Raw genomic sequence first — 22,970 nt, 5'->3', positions numbered from 1 at the left:
AGATTGGTTTAGGCTGTTTTCACCAGCATAGATTCATAGATACCGCGCAGTCTTGGAAAGATTGTTTCAGGTTGGTATTGCTGAACAATCCGCCCCGAAGCGGCTCCCATTTGTGTAACTAGATCAGGTTCGGCTATAAATCGGAGTAATCGATTATAGATCTCTTCTTTGTCGCCTGGGGGAACCAGAAATCCATTAATACCCTCATGTACTGCTTCGGCAGTACCACCAACTGGCGTTGAAATAATAGGCAGATGGTAATTCATGGCTTCCAGAATTGAGAGCGGTAGCCCTTCGTTGTAGGACGGTAAAATATATACGTCACTAATACTCAGCAGCTCATGCTTCTTTTCGCCTGATACCCAGCCTTCGAACCGTACGAGTGATTCGAGTTTATGCTCAGCGATGTAAGCTTGTAATTGTTCGGTTTCGCCGTTACCACCCACCCGAAGCAATAGACGACCATTAAATGCTGCCTGATGAAGACGTACCGTATCCAGCAGGTCGAAAATTCCCTTTCTATGGCCAATTGCTCCTAGGAACAGAACATTGAGTGGTCCGTTAACTGGCTTTAGATCTAGTGGCGAATCTTTGGATTCGCGCTGATGAATAACATTGCCGAGAACCTCGAGACGTTTTGTCTGGAAATTCTGGGCAAAGAAATCTTGCCAGTAAGTCGATAAGCCAATAACCATGTCGGCATGTTCAACCAGAAAACGGATGAAACGTTTGCTTACTGGATCGCTTTGCAGATAGAAACTCTCAAACCGAGAGCCATGCATATGGTAAATAACCTGCTTGCCAAAACCATATTTAGCAGTTATGAACAAGACTAGCTTGCGATAGAAACTACCATGCGATGAAGCCTGAAGATGCACAATACGAATGTCATTATCAGTCCATAAGGTTTGGATAAATCGACCATACTGTTTTAGGAAGAACGGAATCAATTGCCACTTTTTCGCAGTTGGTTTATGACTGGTAACACATTTGTAAATGGCAAAATGACGGGCATATACATTCATAACACTGCCGATACCACCTCGGTAGTTTATATGATCAGGGCCAGCGGTCAGCACTTGTTTTGCGATGCCTTGGGGTACTAAGGCATCATCGTTTTTGGGAGGAGAAGTGGCAGTTATCATCGTGTTTTTAGCTTATCAATAGCTAGCCAGATACCGACTAGCCGTTTGTCGAACATCGAAAGTTGTACAGGCATGTTGCCGGGCACTGGTAGCCATCGTCCGGACAGCTTTTGATTCGTAATCCAGCACCAACCCCCGAATGCGTTCGGCGAGTTGATGTGCATCGCCCGAAGGAAAAGAATAGCCAAATCGATCGTTATCGATCAATTCCATCGGGCCGTCAATGGCTGATACCAATACCGGTACTCCGGCGGCCATACCCTCTGCTACTGTAAGGCCAAAGCCTTCATAGAGAGAAGGCTGTACCAGCAAGTGATAATTTTGTAATTCCTGGTATAAGTCGGCCCGGGTTTTTAGGCCTGCAAAGGTGACATAGTCGGTCAAGCCAAGCTCATTGGTTAATTGTTGCAAATAAATCCTTGAATCACCTTCACCCACGAACTCAACCCGCAGATGAGTAAGGTGGTAAGAGTAAACCAATTCACGTAAAGCGTTTAACAGAATATGCTGGCCTTTTTTATTATGCTGTAGGCGACTGATTTGCACAATTCGAAATACATCATTTGCTGAATAGGCAGTTCTGGCTACAATCGCTTCTGTCCGGATGCCATTATAAATCCGGTACGCATCCAGACCTGTTCGTTGCAAAACATCCTGCCGAACGATGTCGGAAATTGCAAATAGTTTATCATAGCGACCAAAATAGGAGGTTGGTACCTGTACATCGTGAATCGTTAGATAGCGCCGTCCGGTGCGACCCCAGAGTAGCCTGGCAATCTGATGATTATGGCAATGGACAACATCTGGTTTTAGTCGGAGTAAGGCTGCATTTAATTTTGTAATGTACAGTGGATTTCGGCTACCCTTTGGGCGTCCAATACGCAAAATCTGCACACGAGGATCAATTGTCGCTATCAAATTGACGTCGATCTGCTCATTGATCAGTAATAAATATACCGTTGCATCCGCACATTGCTCGTTGAGAATATCCACCAGCATGGTTTCGATTCCACCCGTCTCTAAACCAAAGTTGATATGAACGATTTTCATACGAGCTGAGATTGCAGAGACATTGCTTTCAGTAGCGTATTCAGAACCATAGCGTCTGGACGAACCCAGTTATGATAATAGGCGTAGTTACTCTTCATCATAGCAATTAGTTTGTCCTGATTCTGACGTAGATAATTGATTTGATTTAATAAAGAGTCAACAGAGTCGAACGTAAGGTAATTGGCTGGTGTGCTGAAATTGCCCGGCAGATCATATTTTAAAGGCTCGGATACAATAGCCTTTGAATAAGATACATACTCGGCTACCTTCCAGCCAATGGAGTCGTGCAGCCCGTTTGTCGCTACACAAATAGACGCTTCCTGAATCAACCTGAAATAGTTCGACTGTCGTGTTAACGATTTAGGCATAACCAAATCGGGGTAGGCTGAGCGGGCAAAGGCAGAGTCGGAGATACCCCCAACAAAGTAAGAACCAAATTCTTTTCGGCAGGCTCTTATGCAGGCTGCCCGCAATTCATTCATGGAATGCCTTTCTTCTACCAAATCTTCAGGTAATGCCTGCCCATACGGGTCTCTGGAGCGGGTTAAGTATAAAATGGAGTTTGGGTAGAAATAATCTTTTTTAATTGCAGGAAGTGAATTCAGAGTCTGAAATAAATGATCACCGTAATATTCTTGATTAAATAGATTAGCCAGTGTTCTGCTCTTTCCAATCAGTAGCTTGGCAAACTCTTTTGACAATAGTTTTGTGTGCAAAAGCTCACTGTACAGCTCGTTATGTAATTTAACATTCAGGCCAAGTCTGTAGATGTTGGTATTTGTGAGCGTGCTGTTTAACGCACTTGAGAAGGACCGTTTGAAATAAAAATCACATGAATTCAAAACCTTATCCAGCAGTTTTACATTCTCCTGGAGCGAACAGCTATGATCAAATCGGTATCCATCGAGCGTATCATAAATGAGATTTACTTCACCATCAATACAAGCCCGCACGATTGGTAAACTAGCGTCAACAAAAACAGACTCATTGGTTTGATGAAGGCTTAGTTGAATTAACCCCTGTTTACTCAAGGCTTTAAAACCAGTAAAGATCTGATTAGCATGAGGAGGGGTAATGGCCTTATGATAGAACAGGCTTACGTGCATTTTCATAGCGCAGGAAACGTTTGATGTGAACTTTGAGCAGACTAATTTGGATTCTACGCATATTTTTAGAATAAGCAGAAGCTCCGTGCTTTAGCAGCGTTTTCTCGATTTCTTTCAAGAATTTGTCGGTGCCAGTTGTTGTCTTGGAAAGCTCCCAGTTTCTGAAGCCGGAAAGGGGTACATTGACTTTGGAGTAGTAAATGGGCCCCCAGTCGAGTAGCCTAAGCCAAAGGTCCAAATCCATGCAATAGTGAATTCTATCATCAACATACCCTGCTTTTATAACACTATTCCGGTTATAAAAGGAAGAGGGCTGAATGATACTATAGTCTTCATTTAGCAGATATTGTTTATCCGGAATTTCCCGATGTGCCAGATTATGAACACGTCCGGCAGCATCAATTCCATTTTGTAGGGGAATATAATAGATGGAGCCATCAGGATGTTGTTCATACAGTCGCACGATTTCGGCAACACATTCGGGATATAAAATGTCATCAGAATTAAGCCAGCCAACCAATTCGCCTGTTGCCAGTTTAAACCCTTTGTTAATTGCATCAGACTGGCCTCGATCTTTCTCATGAATAACTATATCGATTTGGGAACGATAACGCTCAACGACTGACATTGTCTGATCAGTTGATCCACCATCAATAATAATATATTCAATGTTCGGATAAGTTTGATTCAGTACTGACTGGATAGTGGCTTCAATAAAACGCCCCTGATTATAGGAAGGTGTTATGATAGACACTTTGGGGAGTTTTACATTCATAGCTAGTGCGGTTTTTATTGATAATAACGTTTAAACAGATGCAAAGCCCAAATCCTGACTATACCTGTACAAGGGGCTGATTATATATTGGCTGAGCCTGATTAGGGCTTACGGAGACAGCACCAGGAGAATAAGCCATTTTTACAACAATAGCCGCCAATAGTAATAAGTACGTTCGAAAAGGAATCATCAGAATCTCGGTTCCTGTAAAAGAAATCAATAATGTAAGTGAAAGTGTCGATAGGCCGAGTGCACTGAACGGAATTGATCGATGTTGATAGAAAAAACGGATAAAATGGATCATTAACAGAACGAATAAACCTGTCCCTAAAAAGCCCAGTTGCAGAATCAGTAACGACCATGCAATATCACCAGTATTTATTTGTGTGGTTCGTTCAAGACGTTCGTTAAATACGCCGACACTAAAAGGTAATTTTTCAGCTTGACGCGTATCTTCTGACAACAGGCCAATACCAAATACATACCGGTCGGGTTGGCTAACGACATAGTCTATACGTTCGAAGAGATGGGCCATCCGGTAAGCAAACGTGTTATTGTCATAATCTTTATTGGCAAATGACTGCTTTCCGGTAAAAGTTTGTTTAAAATCATCAAGGCCTTGAGTCAGTCGGTTGTTTACGGGATCGACCGTTAAAAGCCCAAAACCAATCAGTAGCAAACCCGCTATGTATAAAATGCGTCGTTTTTGCGATTGATGGAATAAAACATGCAGACTGGCTACCAAGGCTAAGCAAAACATATAGTTGCGGTGCATAGGAGCCACTACTGTCAAGATCAGTAGACTCAATACCAGTTTATGGATTACTTGAGATTTACAATGAAATACAAACAGATAATAAAACAGCGTAGGCGTTAAAAACATTGGCGTGTTATAAAACCGGATAAATCCAGTTTCTTCCGATCCATGAACTGTTATTTCACTACCGGCTGAACCCGCTTGAAGTAATGCGACACCAGTGGGTATCTGAGCTAGATATAGGATACACTGAATAACTGTAATAACGGCTAATACATGTAATACACGAAGCAAAACAGGAGTAGGCACCATGACAAACACGCCGAAACTGAGCAGACACAGGTAATTTCGAAAAACTTTAAGAATTCCTATAAGATCATATCCTAACACCTGATAACTATAGATGGCATCCAGTGCAATAAAGGCCAAAAAGGCAAGTAGCCAGCGAAAAATACGCTCATGTCTAATAATCTGCCTTATTGTATCGAAGCGATGAAGAAAGACGCCCAATACAAAAAAAATAGCCATATCTGTCGGTTTCTCGACAGGGGCTCCCGTTAACAAAACGGCGGATGGAAGTATCTGGAAGCCGTTTGTGATTAATAAGAGAAAAGCCAGCAAAGAATATTCGTACCGTTTGTTAATGAATAACATTAACGCCAGCAATGTTAATAAGATGCCCAGCATATGACGAATGGTTTAAGCAGGTAAAACTTCCAACTGCGACGAATTCGCATTGTAATCAATAGGCGCTGATTGTATATAGCGGATAAACTGGGCCGGGTTTCCGGCCCAGATCTGATCTGCCGGAATAGCTTTGCTCACAACCGAACCTGCCCCTACAATCGACCGTGGGCCTATTGTAACACCCTTAAGAATTAATACATTAGCCCCAATAAAAACATCTTCGCCTATCTTGATAGGAGACGTTCTGGTTCCTTCTAACTGCACGCGACGTAACCTATAGTCGAGCGGATGAAAATCTGTATCCCAAAGACTGCTGTTGCCTCCAAAATTGCTATATGAACCAACATGTATGCTACTGGTCACGAAAATAGCTGTTCCTGAAAACCCACAATTGTGGCCAATTTCCAGCGTTGCCTGATCACCTACGTAAATTGAAACAGGTCTGTTGATGCCAACAAAATTGTATGAAGTCGACGAGCGAAACGTAACATTATCGCCAATATGAACGGTAGCTGTTCCCGAAATCCGCAATTGAATTGGTCCATAGAACCGAACATTCTGACCCAACTTGACGCGTGGGTAAAATAGCTTGATTTTATGATAAGTGATAGTTGATCGAATCAGAGCTAGGTTTTCTTTTACCATGCGGGATATGTTACGCAATAACTTTCTCATGGTCAATTAGATAGCTATAGATTTCAACATTTTGTAAGAATTCCGCAGGAGTAAGCCATACAGAATTACCGTCAAAATGCCTATTACACCAAGTCGTAGCCAGGATTCATGTAGCAGTGAGTTACTAACCAGGGCTATTCCACTAACTGGAAGTACAATTATCAAAAATCGACGTATATGAGCCATGTCAATTGCCAGTTTTCCAAGGTATTTTTTCTGATAATACAGGCATAAAACCATAGAAGTAAGAATAGCTATGGAATTTCCTAGTATAAATCCATAAATGCCCATGACGCGGTAGGTTAGCAGAATGACAAGTAGATTAACGCCCACATTTGTTAACTGTATCCAGACTGTTTTACTGACATGCTGGCGGCTCATCAGAAAATAATAAGGGGGAATTGACAGGCTGTTGATGACGAACGTTGCCGAAATATAGAGGGTGGCTGTTACGATGATGGTAGTGGTCGTTGGCAACCATAATAAAAATAAGTCTGGCAATGCGAGCGATAAAAACAACAGGAAAGGCATCATAATCAGTAGCATTCCTGTTTGATAACCACCCAAAAGTTGACTAAGCTGGTGGGGATCGTTTTCACGCGCAATTTTTGGGTAAATCGGATAAGTAACCTTCGTTACCAGTGCCCACAGCTGTGATCGAACTTTATAGGCAATCTCTAAATATCCCACTTCTCTCACACCAATCAGGCGTGCAACTAACACTTTGGTCATAGGCTCAAAAAGCATAGTTAGTAGACCAGCTGCGTACACTTTAGAACTGAATGATATCTGTTTACGAGCTATTCGGACCAGGTTAGCTCGCAAGCCTTCTAATTGCAACCATCCCCAAATTCGCCAGGCTGCTATAAGTACCAGACTAAACCAAATTATAGCAGCCGCCAGAATAATAAATCCGATTTCAGGGAGTCCATAACCGAGGCTAACGACTACTATAAGCCCACCCCAGTATAGGATGCTGTAAATCAGCTGATAAAAATTCGTCAGGTACATACGCTGTTGGGAGTCCAGAACCGTAGTGAATGTTTGACCCAGCAGAATAATCAGATTGGCTACCACAACACATCGATATAAGGTAGCCACCTGAATATAAAGCTTGGTCGACATACCTAGCATAGATTGCAAAATGTATGATTGTTGATAAATGGCAAGCGTACTTAACGGAACCATAATCAGCAGTAGCAGTCCAAGCGTCAGGGCAATATCATGGTCAGACTCTTTCGATTTCCCCTGTACCGACAGAAACTTAAGTAAAGCGGTGTTTAAGCCGAGGTTAGCAAAAATGTTAAGATTGCCAGCCAATGTTACGATTGAGAAAGCTCCATAAGCTTCATCACCTAATGTTCTGATAAATATAGGTATACTGAAAAAGGTCAGACCGGCTGTTAGTACCAATTGTCCAACGCCACTCAATGAATTTTTATGCAGTAACTTCATGCTTATCAGATAAGTTGGTGGTGTGAATCAGTGCGCCTTTTCGTCACCTTTCACCATTTTGTAGGCTGTCCAGAAACAGATTTTAAGGTCCAGCGGTAACGATTGCCTGCGGATATAAAGGTGATCGTAACGGACTCGGTGCTTCATGTCAAGCACATGAGCCGTTTCGCCCCGGCAACCCCGCGATTGGGCCAGCCCTGTAATTCCTGGCTTTACCACATACCGGGCCGGGTAACCCGGCAACGTTTTCCAGTGTTTCGCATCCAGTTGAATCGGGTGGGGGCGAGGCCCCACAATGCTCATATCGCCCAGCAGCACATTAAAAACCTGGGGCAGTTCGTCGAGGTTCGATTTGCGCAGGATGCGCCCAACGCGGGTTACACGCATATCGTTTTTAGTGGCCTGCCGAAATTCGGCTTCCCGTTCGTAAGTCATCGTACGAAACTTGAAGCATCGAAATGGACGACCATTCCGGCCCGTTCGTAATTGCATGAATACGATTGGGCCGGGTGAGGTCAGCCGAATGAGCAAACCAATTACAGGCACCAGCCAGATCAGCAGCGAAATAATGACCACACTGGATACCATAACATCGAACAGACGCTTTACCCATCGGTATATCTGAGCCGATCTGGTTGTAGCATTACCTTCTGCTGAAAACGATTCGTTGATTACCGCTGGGTCATTGAGCGACGGCAATGAAAAGTCGAGCATGTGAATGAGCGGGTTAGTAGTCCGTTAACTTAAAGTCATTTCGTTAGCGCCGTTTACGGGCCGACGCTTTGGCTACCTGATTCGATTCTTCGTAGTAGCCACCATAATTGCTGTAACCGTACCCATAACCATATTGATACGACTCACCACCGCCTACTGCGTTCAGAATCAGGTTCAGACGCTGGAAACGATGCTCTTTATAGAGATTGTCGATCATTCGGAGGTACGCCTTGGGCGTGTGATCATGGCGTACCATGAACATCGTCGCATCGACGAATGGCGCGATTAACTGCGCATCTGTCACTAAACCAATCGGTGGTGAATCGACAATAACATAGGCAAACCGCTCACGTAACTCCCGGAACAACTGCTCTAAAGCGGGGCTGCTCAGTAGCTCGGCCGGGTTTGGCGGAATCGGTCCGCAGGTAATAATGTGGTAGTTCGGAAAGCCCGGAATCTCCTGTAAGACATCATCAAGCGTTGCCTCCTGAATTAAGTAATTACTAATGCCAATTGTATTGGTAATTCCAAGCACCGAGTGAATTTTCGGTTTACGAAGATCCATTTCCAGGATTACAGTCGGACGATCGACTAGTGCCAGACTGGCTCCCAGATTCAGCGACAAAAACGATTTGCCTTCGCCACTGATACTTGATGTGAACATCACGACCTGGCTACCGGTTGGGTTGCTGCGCAGAAACTGAAGGTTAGTACGCAAGGCTCGGATCTGCTCGGCAATGATGGAGCGTTGCCCCGATACCATAATCAGTGGATCTACATTTCGGCTGGAGACAATTTCGCCTAAAATTGGCACCTGCGATATGGCCTCTACGTCAGATCGGCGGCTAATGCGGTTGTTTAACGCATCACGCGCACCCAGTACCCCAATCGGTAAAACCAGACCCAATAGACCGAACATCAGAAAAATGGTGCTTTTTACAGGCTTGATAGGCTCACTTCCACTGCGGGGCGGATCGATAGTGCGGCTATCGGCTACGGTTGACGCATACGAAAGAGCCGTTTCTTCCCGCTTTTCCAGCAGATAGGTATACAGATTGTTTTTGATTGACTGCTGGCGGGTGATGTTTACCAATGCCCGTTCTTTAGTCGGAATCGTGCGAATTTGAGCCTCTAACTGCCGATTGGTCGATTTCAGCTTGGATTGCGTACTGCTGAGTGTCCGTTTGAGGTTCTGAATATTTTCGGACAGACTCTCTTTCGTTGCCTTAATCTGTGAATCCAATGATTGCAGAAGTGGGTTATTGATCGTCGTTGTCCGGCTCAGTTGATCCCGCTGTAATTCCAGCTCGCTTACCTTTCCAACTAAACCAAGTAATACTGGGTCACTGATTGTAAGGGCGCTCGGAGCAACCCCTCGCTCAGTCGATTTGCTGTTAACGTAGCGTTCGAGATCCTGAATGATGCCTAGCTGAATGGTTGCCTGATTCAGTTGGTCGTCATTTTCTTTCACCGTTTCCAGAAATACGGCCGCCTGCGAACTTAGATCAGTGATTCCTTCAGCCGATTTGTACGATTCAACGCCTTTTTCAACGGTCGATAATTCGCCCGCAATGAGTTGTAAGCGCTCTTCAATAAAGTTCAGCGTATTTGATGCGACAATGTTTTTATCGACGATAGCAGCCGAATTGTATTCGGTGATTAATTCATTGAGTACCGCTTCACCTTTTTGCGGAACGGCATCTTCGAGGGTCATCTGTAATACCGTTGACGCCTTACTGCTTGGATCGACGGTTAGCCGCTTCAGAAAACCATCAACTGTTTTTTGCCGGGGCGACACGCGCACTATAATTGGTTCTGCGCTGGGTTTTAATGGATCGCGGGCGAATATCCGCAGACGACCATAAGGTGTTTTGATGCTCTGATTAACTGGGTAAACAGCATCGTCAATACGAACAGATCCAGGTTTTTCAACCGTAATCGTTAAATCTGTTTCGTAAAGGATCGGGCGGCCTTTTTCAACAATGACCCGAATTGGCGATTCATTGTAAATCTCCTTTTTAATTGTATTTGTAGGATGAAAATACTGCACATCCAGGCCAAGCCGGGATACGACTTTGTCCATGAGCGCGTAGGACTTCAGGATTTCCATTTCGTTTTCGATGACTTTCTTGGGTGTGAAAATGTCCATTTCTTTCAAAATGTTGTCTTCACTAAGCCCTTTCTTGTCGTCTTTGATCAACAGGCTGGTCTGTACCTTATAAATGGGTGTCTGGTATAGCAAATAGGCATAAGCAGCACCCGCAGTTAATAGAAGCGAGAGCACAAACCACTTCCAGTGTTGTGCATACCGCATAAGTATCATCCGCAGATTAGGCGTATTCTCGGCTTCATACACCTGGTACGGAGCATACGCATAGTTATTCTGATTGGACATAGTGATGCCTGTTTATTTAGATAAAAGAAAAGCCTAGAAACGCGAAAAGATGATGGCGACGAACGATAAGCCGCTCAGCACAATGGGGAGCAATTGATTGGTACGGTCGGCAGTGGCAGCACGGGCGCGACCCGGTTCTACATAAACCACATCATTTGGATGCAGATAATAATAAGGAGAGGTAAACAAGTCACGGCGGGTTAAATCGATTCGCGTGAATGTACGCTGACCGTTTTCTTCACGAATGAGCAGAACGTTATCCCGGCGACCATAAATTGTTACATCACCCGATAAACTGAGAGCTTCCAGGAGCGTGATCTGTTCGTTCGGAATCGTATATAAAGAAGGTCTTGTTACTTCACCCATGACCGAAATTCGAAAATTCTGATTCCGAACATTGACTGTGGGTTCTTTCAGGTATTCTTTTAACGACTGCCGCAACTGGTCTTTTATTTCAGTTACCGTTTTACCCTTTACGTCTACTTTTCCGAGCATGGGTACCTCAATTTTACCCTCATTATCAACGATATAGCCATTAACAGAAGGTAGCGGAGTTGTGCTGGCAATGGTATTTGTCTGAGGTCCTCTATCTGCTATAGCAAAGGCAGCATATGGATTGAAGAACGAAGAAGCTTCAGGATTCAGACTGTTGACCTGTATCGACAAAACATCACCTGGCTGAATCGTAGGTACGTAGCGAGCTGCAACTGTCAACGCATCGGCTTTGCCGGGTTCTTGCTGAAAATAAGAAAGATGTTTTGTTGATACGCAACTAGTTAGGCAGGTGCCTCCTAATACGAAGCTTACTAGAGCAACCCGTATGCGTTGACTGCGGATAAAGCGATTTAAATAAGACCTCATAAGGCTAACGTTTTGTGTACTGTCTGAAATGAAAATGAATTAAATAAGCTAGTTCAATTCGTTACTACTGGCGTCAATCTGTGAAGCAAGATGCTACTATACATATGATTGATTGACAAGAGAAATTTGATTCTAATAAGTAAATATACTTCTTGCTTCATTTGTGAGTACTATGCAAATTTAGTAAAATTTTTATTTACGAAAACATGATAAAGTTAATTTAATGGTTGGTATTTTTAAAATAAGCTAAAAAAGGCCTCCAGTCATCATTTAGTCTTATTTATTGTTTTTTTTATTATAAGATACAAGTACATTATCTATCGTATGGCCAGTCAAAGCTTATTATCTGATCTATTTTTTGTGTATTTATTTGGTAAAATGCCGTTTCGATGAAATAAAATACGGTTTGTGTCAAATAGGCTATTACCCATAAAAAGCTTGCCTATTTGGTACTTGAGGCCCTTTATCGTAAAAATTCAAGCAATTTTTCGCATATTATTATAACTTAAATGTTACCTTTATTGTGATATAATAAATAGTATATAAGGAATATGTTATTGATATGATAGCTTTAGTAAGATTCTTAGGATTGCTTGTAGTGCCCTACATAGGCTATTCGGCTCAAATAAAGCCAGATTCTACAGATAGAGGGGCTTCCCGTCAGTCCGTTAGTGCACAATTAGGGACAACAGGCGTTGGTGTATTCTATAATCGTATACTTAGCCAGCCGCATCGATTGGTTGCACGAGTTGGCGGACAGTACATGGCCTACCGAAAAACGGTACGTGTCAAGACAGCTCCAGACTCATATATAGCTATTGATCCTGATTTTATGATTGGCATTGCTCAGGCAGGCCTGAAATGGTACCCGCTACAACGTAGCTCCTTTTTCGTTGTCGCTGGGGTAGGTTACACGTGGCATCCAAATCTAAATTTCGTTATTACCTCCAACGACAACCTGAATCTGGGAGGGCTGGAGTTGAAACCAGAAGACGTAGGTACGGTTAATCTGGGTTTTCGCTGGCATCCGGTAGTTGGTTACCTGGGTTGGGGATTTGGACAGACAATTCCCGGCAAACGCATTGGCATTGGCTTTGAGATGGGCGTATATTACCTCGGCCGGCCGAGCGTACAGCTTAATTATGAAGGATTTCTGGAAACGACAACGATCGACGAACAGGTGCCGGTTGTTGAAAGGAATCTATCGAACTATCGCTATTTGCCTTCCATCAATTTCACTCTTTCATACGCTCTTCATCGTTCCAAGTAACTGCTATACTGTATGAACCGTCGTTGCCTACTGTATTGCCTGATCGGATTACCGGCCTTGATCGATTCTTGCCAGAACCCTCTCGACGGAGTTGAACTCCGGGTAAAAGATCCCATCCAGGCGGGGGTAGTCGAATACCGTTTCTACGACCCGGCCGGAAATCCGGTACCCGAAACCAATCGGGTAAAAATTGCTGGTGCTAACGCTGCCCAGGTTGTAACCACACTGAATACGACACGGTATAAGATTAACGCGGATGGCAATTTGCTGCTGGCGGCTTCGCCTTCGGTGACCCTGTCCAATCAAACACCGTTTCGATTTACAGCCGTGGTTGAAGCCGACGATTATCTAACAGTTGTACAACCGATTACTCTAACAAGCTCCAGTCGGGTCACGCGCACTGTTCGTCGGATCAATATGCTTAAACCGCCTAGCACGCTTACGGCTGCCCGTACGACTGGGCGTGCTACTGCAGATGGTACTGTGTCGGCAGCTCTTGGTCTGACAACCGCTGAGCAAACTAAGGGCGTCGATCATGCTTCGGTAGCTATTGGTGCAGGTACGAAACTAATTGACCGCGATGGCCAGCCTGTGAGCGGGGGGCTAACAATGTCGGTTATTCACACGAATGCACGCACTAGTAATGCGACAAGCCAGGTGCCAGGGGGCGGTGTCATGTCGTATGTCAACGGGCGCAATGGCGCGCCGTCACTTGGTACTTTACGCATAGCCTCAATTGCCGGGTCAGTGACGTTTGAGATCTATAATGAAACCTATCAACTGGCGAATAAGCTTTCGAAACCCGCAAGCTGGTCAATGGAACTGAATCCGGCCACGATCAATGGCGTAACTGGTCGGGCCGTACAGGCTGGTGATTCGATACCGCTCTATAGTTATGATGCCTTTACGAACCGATGGCAGGAGGAGACCCCTGGTGTCGTGAAGCTCAATAGCCAGACCGGTACTCTTGAGTATCAGGCACAGGCTCCATCGGTAGGTGCGTATGTGGCTACCTGGGCTGAATCGATCTGTGATGTGGGGCCTGTCTTTAAAGTAGTTGGCAGCGCACTCAGTAACGTAGATGTGAATTACCTGTGTAAATTAATTGATGCAACTACCGGAGCGCAGGTAAGTTCCTTTTACGCCAATGCCAATAATAACTCGATAATCAGGGTGTATAACCAACCCAAGGGACGTCAATATAAATTGCAGATATATGACGAAACTGATGCCTGGGGGAAAGGCAAAAAAGGTGGCTTAATTGCGGAATCGGCGAAAGCGGCCACCTGCGACGAGACGCAGATTCCGATTAATCTGAGCACGTTACCCGTACCGCCAATTATGAAGCTGGAATTTAATTTCTCCTGCCCTGGTGGCATGACGCTGGATGAATCTGCCCTGCCTGCCGAAATCCGAACTCAGTATAGTTTAGCCGGTAAGGACAACTGGCATGACCTGATCACGGCTACGCGTACCCAGCGAAAAGTATCGTCCTACAAAATACAAATTGGACAAACCTACGACTTCCGGGCCAGCACCGATGGGGGCGCATCCTGGCCACTTCGTCAGAACGATTATCTGGTCGATAAGCCGGAGTGGGTACTGAAAATCAAGGCAGAAATGTATTGTAAGTGAGCAGCCAGAAATCATACCCTGAGAGTATCCGGCATTTATAAATTTCGGCATGTAACTTTCGGACGAAATCGATCGTGGTGCGGGTGTTGTAAATTCGCTCTGTTAACCGCTGATCTATCGTTTACGAAATTCGCCGACTCATGCAGTTGTTACTTCACCGCGTTGATTTACGCCTGAAACATACCTTTACCATTGCTCACGATAGTCGCGACGTACAGCCGACGCTTATTGTCGAACTGCGCGATGGCGACTACCGGGGATTTGGCGAAGCGACGGCCACGCGCTACTATGGCATCACTATGGACGGGCTGATGGGCGCTTTCGAGTCGCTTCGTAACCGAATAGAAGCCTATGACCTGATCGACCCTGAACTATTCTGGGCCGATATGCAGCCGTTTCTTGTACAAAATCCATTCGCTCTCTGTGCGCTCGATCAGGCTGCCTGGGATTTATGGGCGAAAAAACAGGGGAAGCCACTCTATAAGCTCTGGAACCTCGATCCTGCCCAAAGCCCCCTGACCAATTATACCATCGGTCTGGATACACCTGAGCGGATGGTTGAAAAAATGCAGGAACTGCCCTGGCCGCTCTATAAAATTAAACTGGGCCGGCCCGAAACAGATTTGGCAATTATGCAGACGTTGAGAAACCATACGGATGCCATGTTCCGGGTAGATGCCAACTGTGGCTGGACTGTGAGCGAAGCAATTCTAAAAGCAAGAGCACTGGCTGAATTAGGTGTAGAGTTTATTGAACAACCCCTTCCAGCCAATGATTGGGCCGGAGCCAAAACGGTGTTTGAACAAACGGCTTTGCCCATTATTGCCGACGAGAGCTGCATCGTTGAGGCTGATGTTGACCGTTGTGCCGGGTATTTTCATGGCGTCAACATCAAGCTAACCAAGTGTGGAGGATTAACTCCTGCCCGACGTATGATCGCCCGCGCCCGTGAACTTGGTCTGCGCGTTATGGTCGGCTGTATGACCGAATCGAGCGTCGGTATTTCAGCCATAGCGCAACTACTTCCGCTACTCGATTACGCTGACCTTGATGGGTCATTGCTTATTGCCAACGACCCGGCAACGGGGGTCACATTTGATTATGGTCGCGTTATCTACGCTGACCGGAATGGAACCGGGGCAAGTTTACTCAAATCGGCTGCGTGAGTGATTCCACGGCAGATGCCTGTTTAAGTCAATAATTACCAGTCCACAACAGTACGACAGCAGACGCCTCGGGCGTGTGCTGCTCGAATTTTATGAATTTCAACATGTCAGCTACTTTCACCATAGGCGGCCTTCCAGACCGGACGATTACTTACCAGGAGCGGGAATACTTATTTTTTAGTGGTACAGCTTATTTAGGGTTGCCCCAAAATCCGGCGTTTCAACAGCTACTGGCTGATCAGATTAGCTGCTACGGCACGGTGTTTGGGAGCTCCCGAAACGGCAATTTGCAACTCAGTATTTACGAAGAGGCCGAAGCAAAGTTAGCCGCTACCGTAGGGTCCGATACCGCTTTAACCCTGTCGTCCGGCATGATGGCTGGGCAGGCCGTTGTGAATTTATTGCAGGCACAACAGACCGCGTTTGTTTACGGGCCTAAAGCACATCCAGCAATCTGGAATGGGCCAAACGTGAGCATACCTTCAGTGCGCTTTTCTGACTGGACCGCCCAGCTACCTGATCAGCTACAGAAAATGACTCCCGGCCCGGTTGCAATTCTGGTTAATTCGATTGAGGCTGTCCGCTCAGAATATTATTCATTTGACTGGGTCGATGACCTGCCCACCGACCGACCGATAACCCTCGTTATCGATGATTCGCACGGGTTAGGTGTGCTCAATAACGGACGTGGAATCTGGCCGCAGGTGGCTCAGAAGCCCAATGTTAATCTGATTGTGACGGCTTCTACGGCAAAAGCAATGGGATTGCCGGGAGGGGTGATTTTTGGGAACCTCGAAACACTGAATAAGCTACGTGGAACCGCATTTTTTGGCGCTTGTTCGCCCATCCCGCCGGTTTATCTGGCTGCTTACTTACAAGCCGGTACGCTTTATGAAGAAGGCTGGGATAAACTCCGGCAGAACCTGATCTTAGCCGAAAGACTGTTGGTCCCGACTGGCTTGTTCACACATGCCAAAGGATATCCGGTTTTCTTCACCGAACAGGATGATTTATACCCTTTCCTGCTCGAGCGGGATGTATTTATTTATTCATTTGCCTACCCGACAGCCACCGATCGGGCTAATTCCAGAATTGTTATTAGTGCCTTTCACGAACTGGCTGATATTCAGAAGCTGGCCGAATGCGTGTATGCGTATTGTTTTTAAAGGCAGGTGCTACCGAGATAGACTAACGATTTGAGTGTCAAATCACTCAGCGTCGATATGAATCTCCTGATCGATTTTTTAATTACTGACTGCCACAAAATGCGATATAGCGACGTAACGGATAGAAAAACTCTGTCTTATGAAAAAACGTTATGCGCTTTTTGTATTGATTCCGCTGGCTTTTGCCGCCTGTAGTAAAAGCAATGATGCTGCGCCCGATGCGGGAACACAGGTTGCGGGAACCTATCAGTTAAATTACATCCGGCAGGATTCTGTTAACGTGATCGACTCTCTGGTTTTGCCTTATATCGTAGGAAGTACGACAATTGCTTCCGGGACAATTCAGGTCTCTCGTTTGACTGCCTCTACCGATAGTGTTGGCGTTTCGTTACAAATTCAGGGTCAGAACTCAAGTTCGGGCCTTGGAGTCGTTACTGTGCAGGCGAATGGTAATACGTATGATCTGTATGACGGTTCCAGTAAAATTGGAACGGCCGATGGAACAAACATTTCCATCGATACAGACCCACAGGATTCTCAGCCCTATCGATTAATTCTAAGAGGTAAAAAATAAGAATAACAGCAAAACCAGCAAAGCTCGCTGGTTCAGATACGTTCGACAAAACAGAAAGACTCCGGTCTACTCTTATCCAGACAGCAGAAAGGACGGCTGTTAAGAGTAGACCGGAGTCTTTTTGGTACGGGAAATCTAATGCTTTCTGGAGCTTCCGACTACTTCAGTCCCTCCAGAAATGCCAGACTACCTGGCATCTGCTCCATCGAGCGCGACGACTCGTCCTCGATAAAAAAATGCTTTACGCCGGATTTCTTTGCCTGTTTCATAATGTCTGCAATACCAACGTCGCCCTGCCCAAGCGTCACATTGGACTCTACATCTGAGTGGCCGGTGTTTGTGTCGGGAGTCCCCGGCTTGCGGTCTTTCAAGTGCATCAATAAGAACCGTTTATGGTATTTCTGCAAGAGGGCAACCGGATTGTAACCCGGGGCTTTTACCCAAAATACGTCCATTTCGAAGTTGACGTATTTGGGGTCCAGATTTTCGGCTAAATAATCGAAAAATGTGCCATTCTGATAGGTCTGGAATTCATAACCATGCGTGTGATAACAGAATGTAATGCCATTTTCTGCCAGCAATCGACCGGCCGTATTGAACACGTCAATGGCACGATCGGCATCCTGAATTGTGAATGCATCGCCCCCATGAGGAATCCAGGCGCAGGTAACGTATTTAGCCCCCAATACCCGAGCTTCGGCTAAAATCTTAGGAACATTGTTATCCAGATCTTCGTAACTGGCTCCCGTACTGATTGCCTTGATCCCGTTCTGGTCCAGAAGTTTGCGGAAGTCGGCCAGACTGAGCCCATAAGTACCGGCGATTTCGGCCTCTCGAAATCCTAACTGCTTCACTTTGGCCATTGTACCCGGAACGTCTTTTGCAAACTGGGTCCGAAAGCTATAGAGTTGCAATCCTACGGGCGCAGCTTTTTGCGCCAGCGTACCAAAGCCGGATAACAATAGCCCGGTCAGCAGGAGGTATAGTTTCATTTTCATAGGGTATAGGGTTATCGTTTTCAGTTTACGATAGTCGGTTTGGTACGCTTGAATCCAGCCGGTATTCGGTTGGCTGACTAATCGTAAACCAACTAATGTGAACTATTTACCTGTCTGTGTGGTGAATGTACTTTCAAAAATCTTGTCGGCATTGCCTGTTTCGAAACCTTCGCGCCGGTGCTGGCGGGTAATCTGATCGGGAGCTAAGTTGCGAAAAGGAGGCAACACCCGTCGTTCTGCGAATTCGACATACGATCCGGCAATGCGAAAAACATCGCCCCCCGCAAATTCGGCGTCAATCATTTGTGCCACAGTTGATGCCTGCCGTAAATCGCCATCAGGGCTAACTTTGATCGTACCACCCGCCGAATTGAGTCGAAAACCTCGATTTGTTAGAAAATCCACGAATTCGTCGATGGTATTATAGCCTGGTTTGAGGTTGTGAACGCTGATGGTAAAATGATTCAGGTAATACCGATTGTAGATCACCCAGGCGGCATATTCGCTTTCTTTCAAAAGCGTCTGGTAATCGGCCAGGGTAGGTGTTGTCCAGAGCGGTTGGTGCAAAAACTGATCGACGGCGTCGGCATCATCAAGATTCAATGCATCGACCGGGTCGCTCGTTACGGTGTCGGTGTAGCGGTGAATAATGCGTTGAGCTTCGTCAGATAACTCGCTGACACGTAGTTCGCTGGCAAAAATGCGTGGGTATTTCGGTTCAGGTGGAGCGTACCAATAAGCTGTCAATTTCTTTTCAATAAAATTGTACTCATCGCGCTTCTCATACCCGTAGTGCCTGAAAATTTTCTCGAACGAGGCCAATCCGAGATGAGGAACCCCCATTGTTCGGAAGGCGATGTGGTCGTTTTCGATCTCATCTGGTGTCTGAATAACGCCTTCATCAATCATGGCATTGATTACATGTTGTACGTCAGGGACACGCTCGCTGTACCGGCGCATCAGGCCACCGAGCACGGCATCGAGGGTTTGAGTGTCGGTAGAGTTGTGAAGTGAAGAAGTCATGATTGGTTTACGGTTTGTCGTTTATGGTTTTCAATAGACCGCACCTAGCAGTGCCAGTCAGTCAAAACCGTTACAGTTAACTAATTCGCCACTGGCTTCTGGCCAATAGCACATCTTTGCCCGATTCGTCGCTATAGTCGATCCGATGAATTATGGTTTCATTTTCTTCAGAAATGGATCGGATGCGAAGCTGGTCACCCCAATGCGTTTCGGTTCGGTAAACTAAATCAATTTCGGCTAATTCCCGCGTTTCCAGCCGCTTCTTATCCACCGCTTCGAGTAACCACTCTACATACGACACATTGTTGACGTGCTGATTCTGATCAATACTGAACCACCCAACAGTTACTTCTTTTTCGTGGGATGGTTCAGCCACACTAAACTGAAAGTCGGGTTTAAGCGATAGCCTGGGTAATGAGCTTATATCGGCTGGGACGGCTAAGGCACGAATGAAATCCGGAAGTGGCACCATGGATCGCTTATCGATACTGAATACCAGCCATGTACTGGCAGCATCGGCCAGCAGCGTATCATCATCGGCCACCACCCGAAAGTCGCGATGAATAAAATATTTCTCAACGGAGGTTGGGTAGGTTATTACCCGAATTGTCTGGCCGTAGCGAGGATACTGGTGCATTCGTAACCGGAAGCGCATTAGCATCCATCCATATCCCTGTCGAGCAAGATCATCGATTCCAATCCCATAATCGATTGCATTCCGGTTCGCTGATTCCTGCATTAGGTTCATCAGCGCCAGGATGCTCAGTCGCCCGAACGCATCAGTTTCGTAGCCACGTATTGTAAACGTGTCGGTCTGAATAAAAGCCATGCTGTAAAGGTAATACGGCACAAATAAGGCCTTGTGTAAATCTTATCCACAATGCGTCTGAATCGTCCTGAAAAACCCGTTCAAATAACGCCATCTGGAATAGACGAGACACGCATAGTGTTTTCACAAATGGATGACGCAGGTAACTGTCAAAACGGAAATTAGTCTTCAATTTAGTACGGATAAGGCTCTCTATCAGTTCAAAAGACTATCCCTGCTGTAAGACTCTTGTTGCTGCGACTGCACTACCTGTGTCAAGTGAGGGGGCATTTGCAATTGGAAGTGTTATACGAAATTTGGTTTCTTTCCCGATTGTAGATTCAACCTTGATTTTTCCGCGGTGGAGCGTGATGATGCGTTGTGTTAGTGCGAGGCCGATTCCGTGACCCCGAATGGTCATTGTCGATTCGGAACGGTAGAAGGGCTCAAAGATATGCGGCAAGTCTGTGGCAGGAATGCCGTGCCCCTGATTGGTGAATGTCAATTGAATCTGGCCGGGTTCAAATGAAATTCGGACCAGTACGCTTTCGTCGGGAGAGTATTTGCAGCCATTTTCCATCAGGTTCTGGAAGGCCGTTTGTAACAGCGATTCTTCACCTACGATCACGAGGTCTTCTTCTTGGCTGGGTAGATTTTCAAAATCAATGTCAATCTGATAGTCAGGTCGTTTTTGGATAATCTGGCTTTGCGCCTGCCAGAGTAATTCATCGATTCGAACGGGCTGGTAGTTAAGTGTGGCTGCATCCGCACTCGCACGAGCCAATTCCAACAAACCGTTGACAAGCCGAATCATGTTTTTGACCTCATCGAGCAGGCCATCGAATGCAACTTCATACTCATCCGTAGAACGGGCCTGAAGTCGTGTCACTTCAATTTGTCCCATCATCACCGTGAGTGGGGTCCGCAATTCGTGCGATGCGTGGGAAACAAAACTTTTCTGGGAAACGAAAGCTTCTTCAAGTCGACTCAATAAGGCATTGAAGGTACGGGCCAGATCGGCCAGCTCGTCGCGCTGACGCCCAACGCGAAGCCGTTCGTGGATGTTTGTAGCCGAAATCGCATTTACCTGAGCAATCAGTTCAGCTACGGGTCTGAGTGCGTCGGTAGCAAACAAATAACCGGCAATACCGACAATGAACAGGCACAATATCCAGCCAAAAATCAGAATCTGGCGTAATCTGTCAAGTTTACTGAATCCATAGCGATCATTACCCGATGCTACAATAACAAATGATTCGCCCCGCTGAGTCTTGTAACGAACGCCAACAGCCTCAATATCGCCTAATCGAACATACCGGGACTGTTTCAGGGTAACTTTTCGCAGAAAGCTGGGGGAAATCGGAAAACGGGGCCGTTGGTTGCCCTGATTATAGAGCACCAGACCGCGGTCATTGTAAATGGTAATCTGTTCGTCGGCCATAACCGGCAGATCGGCCTGAGGCACCTCACCAACATCTTCACGCAATCGTACGGTGGTGAATGCTTTCTCTTCCAGCCGCTGCTCAAATTCCTGTTGCCGGAACTGATCATAGAGGTAGTATACCGATACCGAAAATAACAACAGGATCGAAGCGACAAGCAGTACGAAAAGCAGCGTTAAGCGGGTACGGATATTCATTTTTTGACCAGTTAGGAGCAAGAAGTGAGAGCAGAGGAGATACGGTTGGATTGACCGCCCTTATTCTATCTCCCCGTTTCTCGCTTCTTACTCCTCTTTGAGCATGTATCCCATACCAATCACGGTATGAATCAGTTTCTGGGGAAAATCCTTGTCGATTTTTTTACGGAGGAAATTCACATAGACATCGATGACGTTGGTACCTGTGTCGAAATGAATATCCCAGACCTTTTCAGCAATATCCACCCGCGATACAACGCGTCCACGGTTTCGCATCAAATAATCGAGTAGACCAAACTCTTTGGCAGTGAGCTCTATTCGCTTATCGCCCCGACGAGCTACTTTCTCATTCAGGTCTAGTTCCAGATCGGCCACCTTTAGTACATTGGCCTGCATACCGGCTTCACTACCCCGTTTCGTGAGCGCACGTAAGCGTGCCATTAGCTCCCGAAATTCAAATGGTTTCACCAGGTAGTCATCGGCACCCGACTCAAAACCGGTTAGTTTATCATCGACCGACCCCATTGCAGTCAGCATCAGCACTGGTGTGCTTACACGCTCCTGACGGAGTGCCTGCACCACATCAAAGCCGTTCATTTTGGGTAGGTTAACGTCCATAACGATGACGTCGTAGGCATTACTCAAGGCCATATTACGCCCTAGTTGCCCGTCGTAGGCTACATCCACCTCGCAGGATTGCTCCTCTAAACCTTTTTTTACGAACGAAGCCAATTTGGGCTCGTCTTCAACCACTAGAATCTTCATGTCGGAAACATACATAGCTATTTTCTGATTTAAAAGCGGTAAACCGGTTTATTAGTTTAGCATAATCGCGTTGAGAGAGGATTTCGTACCGAAAGCCTTATTCTGATCCAATAGACCTTAGTTTTTTTAATAACTGATGTCGGGCATTTTTTTATTACATATTGTGCATTATTAATGCACTTTTAAGATCAGTGTTGTCACATTCATACGGTTCGACGTTGATTGGCGGGCATCGAATCGAACCTCCTGCCGTGCATCCGGACGAAAAAGGTAGCCGACTACTTAAGAATTTTACCGATTGAAGAG

General features: G+C 45.8%; 20 protein-coding genes. 5 read left to right on the top strand and 15 right to left on the bottom strand.

The genetic code is table 11. The features are described 5' to 3' along the window. Positions 1–8 precede the first annotated feature (8 nt). From G8759_RS30645 to G8759_RS30600, 10 genes are read right to left on the bottom strand one after another with little or no spacing between them, the layout of a single operon-like run. Positions 9–1,145, bottom strand: coding sequence for a glycosyltransferase family 4 protein (locus G8759_RS30645; RefSeq protein ID WP_167216825.1), 1,137 nt, complete (start codon positions 1,143–1,145; stop codon positions 9–11). 15 nt (positions 1,146–1,160) lie between these two features. Next, positions 1,161–2,195: a glycosyltransferase gene (locus G8759_RS30640; protein WP_167216823.1), complete on the bottom strand. Its 1,035-nt coding sequence runs from the start codon at positions 2,193–2,195 to the stop codon at positions 1,161–1,163. Further along, positions 2,192–3,307, bottom strand: coding sequence for a hypothetical protein (locus G8759_RS30635; RefSeq protein ID WP_167216821.1), 1,116 nt, complete (start codon positions 3,305–3,307; stop codon positions 2,192–2,194). The genes G8759_RS30640 and G8759_RS30635 overlap by 4 nt, the downstream gene beginning before the upstream one ends. Further along, entirely contained in the window at positions 3,276–4,076 is an 801-nt protein-coding gene (locus tag G8759_RS30630; RefSeq protein WP_167216819.1) for a glycosyltransferase family 2 protein, read from the bottom strand. Before G8759_RS30630 ends, G8759_RS30635 begins: the two co-directional genes overlap by 32 nt. 58 nt (positions 4,077–4,134) lie before the next feature. Then, entirely contained in the window at positions 4,135–5,520 is a 1,386-nt protein-coding gene (locus G8759_RS30625) for a hypothetical protein (protein WP_167216817.1), read from the bottom strand. 12 nt (positions 5,521–5,532) lie between these two features. Beyond that, the gene (locus G8759_RS30620) at positions 5,533–6,195 is read right to left on the bottom strand and encodes an acyltransferase (RefSeq protein ID WP_167216815.1); all 663 of its coding nucleotides are present in this window, start codon (positions 6,193–6,195) and stop codon (positions 5,533–5,535) included. Between the two features lie 6 nt (positions 6,196–6,201). Beyond that, positions 6,202–7,650, bottom strand: coding sequence for an oligosaccharide flippase family protein (locus tag G8759_RS30615; protein ID WP_167216813.1), 1,449 nt, complete (start codon positions 7,648–7,650; stop codon positions 6,202–6,204). Positions 7,651–7,677: 27 nt separating this feature from the next. Further along, the gene (locus G8759_RS30610) at positions 7,678–8,364 is read right to left on the bottom strand and encodes a sugar transferase (RefSeq protein WP_167216811.1); all 687 of its coding nucleotides are present in this window, start codon (positions 8,362–8,364) and stop codon (positions 7,678–7,680) included. Between the two features lie 43 nt (positions 8,365–8,407). Beyond that, a complete protein-coding gene (locus tag G8759_RS30605) occupies positions 8,408–10,759 on the bottom strand; it encodes a GumC family protein (protein ID WP_167216809.1) in 2,352 nt (783 codons plus the stop codon). 33 nt (positions 10,760–10,792) lie between these two features. Beyond that, positions 10,793–11,620, bottom strand: a complete 828-nt coding sequence (locus G8759_RS30600) for a polysaccharide biosynthesis/export family protein (protein WP_167216807.1) — start codon at positions 11,618–11,620, stop codon at positions 10,793–10,795. Positions 11,621–12,218: 598 nt separating this feature from the next. On the opposite strand from G8759_RS30600, the gene G8759_RS30595 reads away from it, so the two are divergent. The 5 genes from G8759_RS30595 to G8759_RS30575 all read left to right on the top strand — a co-directional run bounded on the left by G8759_RS30595 (position 12,219) and on the right by G8759_RS30575 (position 17,431). After that, positions 12,219–12,890 carry a hypothetical protein gene (locus G8759_RS30595; protein ID WP_232074008.1) on the top strand — a complete coding sequence of 224 codons (672 nt, stop codon included), beginning with the start codon at positions 12,219–12,221 and terminating at the stop codon, positions 12,888–12,890. A 12-nt stretch (positions 12,891–12,902) separates the two neighbouring features. After that, positions 12,903–14,525, top strand: a complete 1,623-nt coding sequence (locus tag G8759_RS30590; protein WP_167216805.1) for a hypothetical protein — start codon at positions 12,903–12,905, stop codon at positions 14,523–14,525. Positions 14,526–14,665: 140 nt separating this feature from the next. Then, positions 14,666–15,691 carry a dipeptide epimerase gene (locus G8759_RS30585; protein ID WP_167216803.1) on the top strand — a complete coding sequence of 342 codons (1,026 nt, stop codon included), beginning with the start codon at positions 14,666–14,668 and terminating at the stop codon, positions 15,689–15,691. Positions 15,692–15,795: 104 nt separating this feature from the next. Continuing rightward, complete coding sequence (locus G8759_RS30580) at positions 15,796–16,857, top strand: aminotransferase class I/II-fold pyridoxal phosphate-dependent enzyme (RefSeq protein WP_167216801.1); 1,062 nt, start codon at positions 15,796–15,798, stop codon at positions 16,855–16,857. 139 nt (positions 16,858–16,996) lie between these two features. Beyond that, complete coding sequence (locus G8759_RS30575) at positions 16,997–17,431, top strand: hypothetical protein (RefSeq protein WP_167216799.1); 435 nt, start codon at positions 16,997–16,999, stop codon at positions 17,429–17,431. Positions 17,432–17,589: 158 nt separating this feature from the next. Here the strand turns inward: G8759_RS30575 and G8759_RS30570 are convergent, their stop codons facing one another. From G8759_RS30570 to G8759_RS30550, 5 genes are all read right to left on the bottom strand, one after another. Further along, the gene (locus tag G8759_RS30570; protein ID WP_167219352.1) at positions 17,590–18,423 is read right to left on the bottom strand and encodes a sugar phosphate isomerase/epimerase family protein; all 834 of its coding nucleotides are present in this window, start codon (positions 18,421–18,423) and stop codon (positions 17,590–17,592) included. 108 nt (positions 18,424–18,531) lie between these two features. Then, positions 18,532–19,452 carry a DUF1338 domain-containing protein gene (locus G8759_RS30565; RefSeq protein WP_167216797.1) on the bottom strand — a complete coding sequence of 307 codons (921 nt, stop codon included), beginning with the start codon at positions 19,450–19,452 and terminating at the stop codon, positions 18,532–18,534. A gap of 76 nt (positions 19,453–19,528) precedes the next feature. Continuing rightward, positions 19,529–20,281, bottom strand: coding sequence for an acyl-[acyl-carrier-protein] thioesterase (locus G8759_RS30560; RefSeq protein WP_167216795.1), 753 nt, complete (start codon positions 20,279–20,281; stop codon positions 19,529–19,531). Between the two features lie 208 nt (positions 20,282–20,489). Continuing rightward, positions 20,490–21,899, bottom strand: coding sequence for a sensor histidine kinase (locus G8759_RS30555; protein WP_167216793.1), 1,410 nt, complete (start codon positions 21,897–21,899; stop codon positions 20,490–20,492). 87 nt (positions 21,900–21,986) lie between these two features. Further along, complete coding sequence (locus G8759_RS30550) at positions 21,987–22,664, bottom strand: response regulator (protein ID WP_174260180.1); 678 nt, start codon at positions 22,662–22,664, stop codon at positions 21,987–21,989. Positions 22,665–22,970: the final 306 nt, after the last annotated feature.

Origin of the sequence: Spirosoma aureum (assembly GCF_011604685.1) — a bacterium.
GTDB lineage: Bacteria > Bacteroidota > Bacteroidia > Cytophagales > Spirosomataceae > Spirosoma > Spirosoma aureum.
The sequence above is the reverse complement of the archived record's forward strand: the minus strand, read 5'-3'. Positions and strand labels throughout refer to the sequence as shown.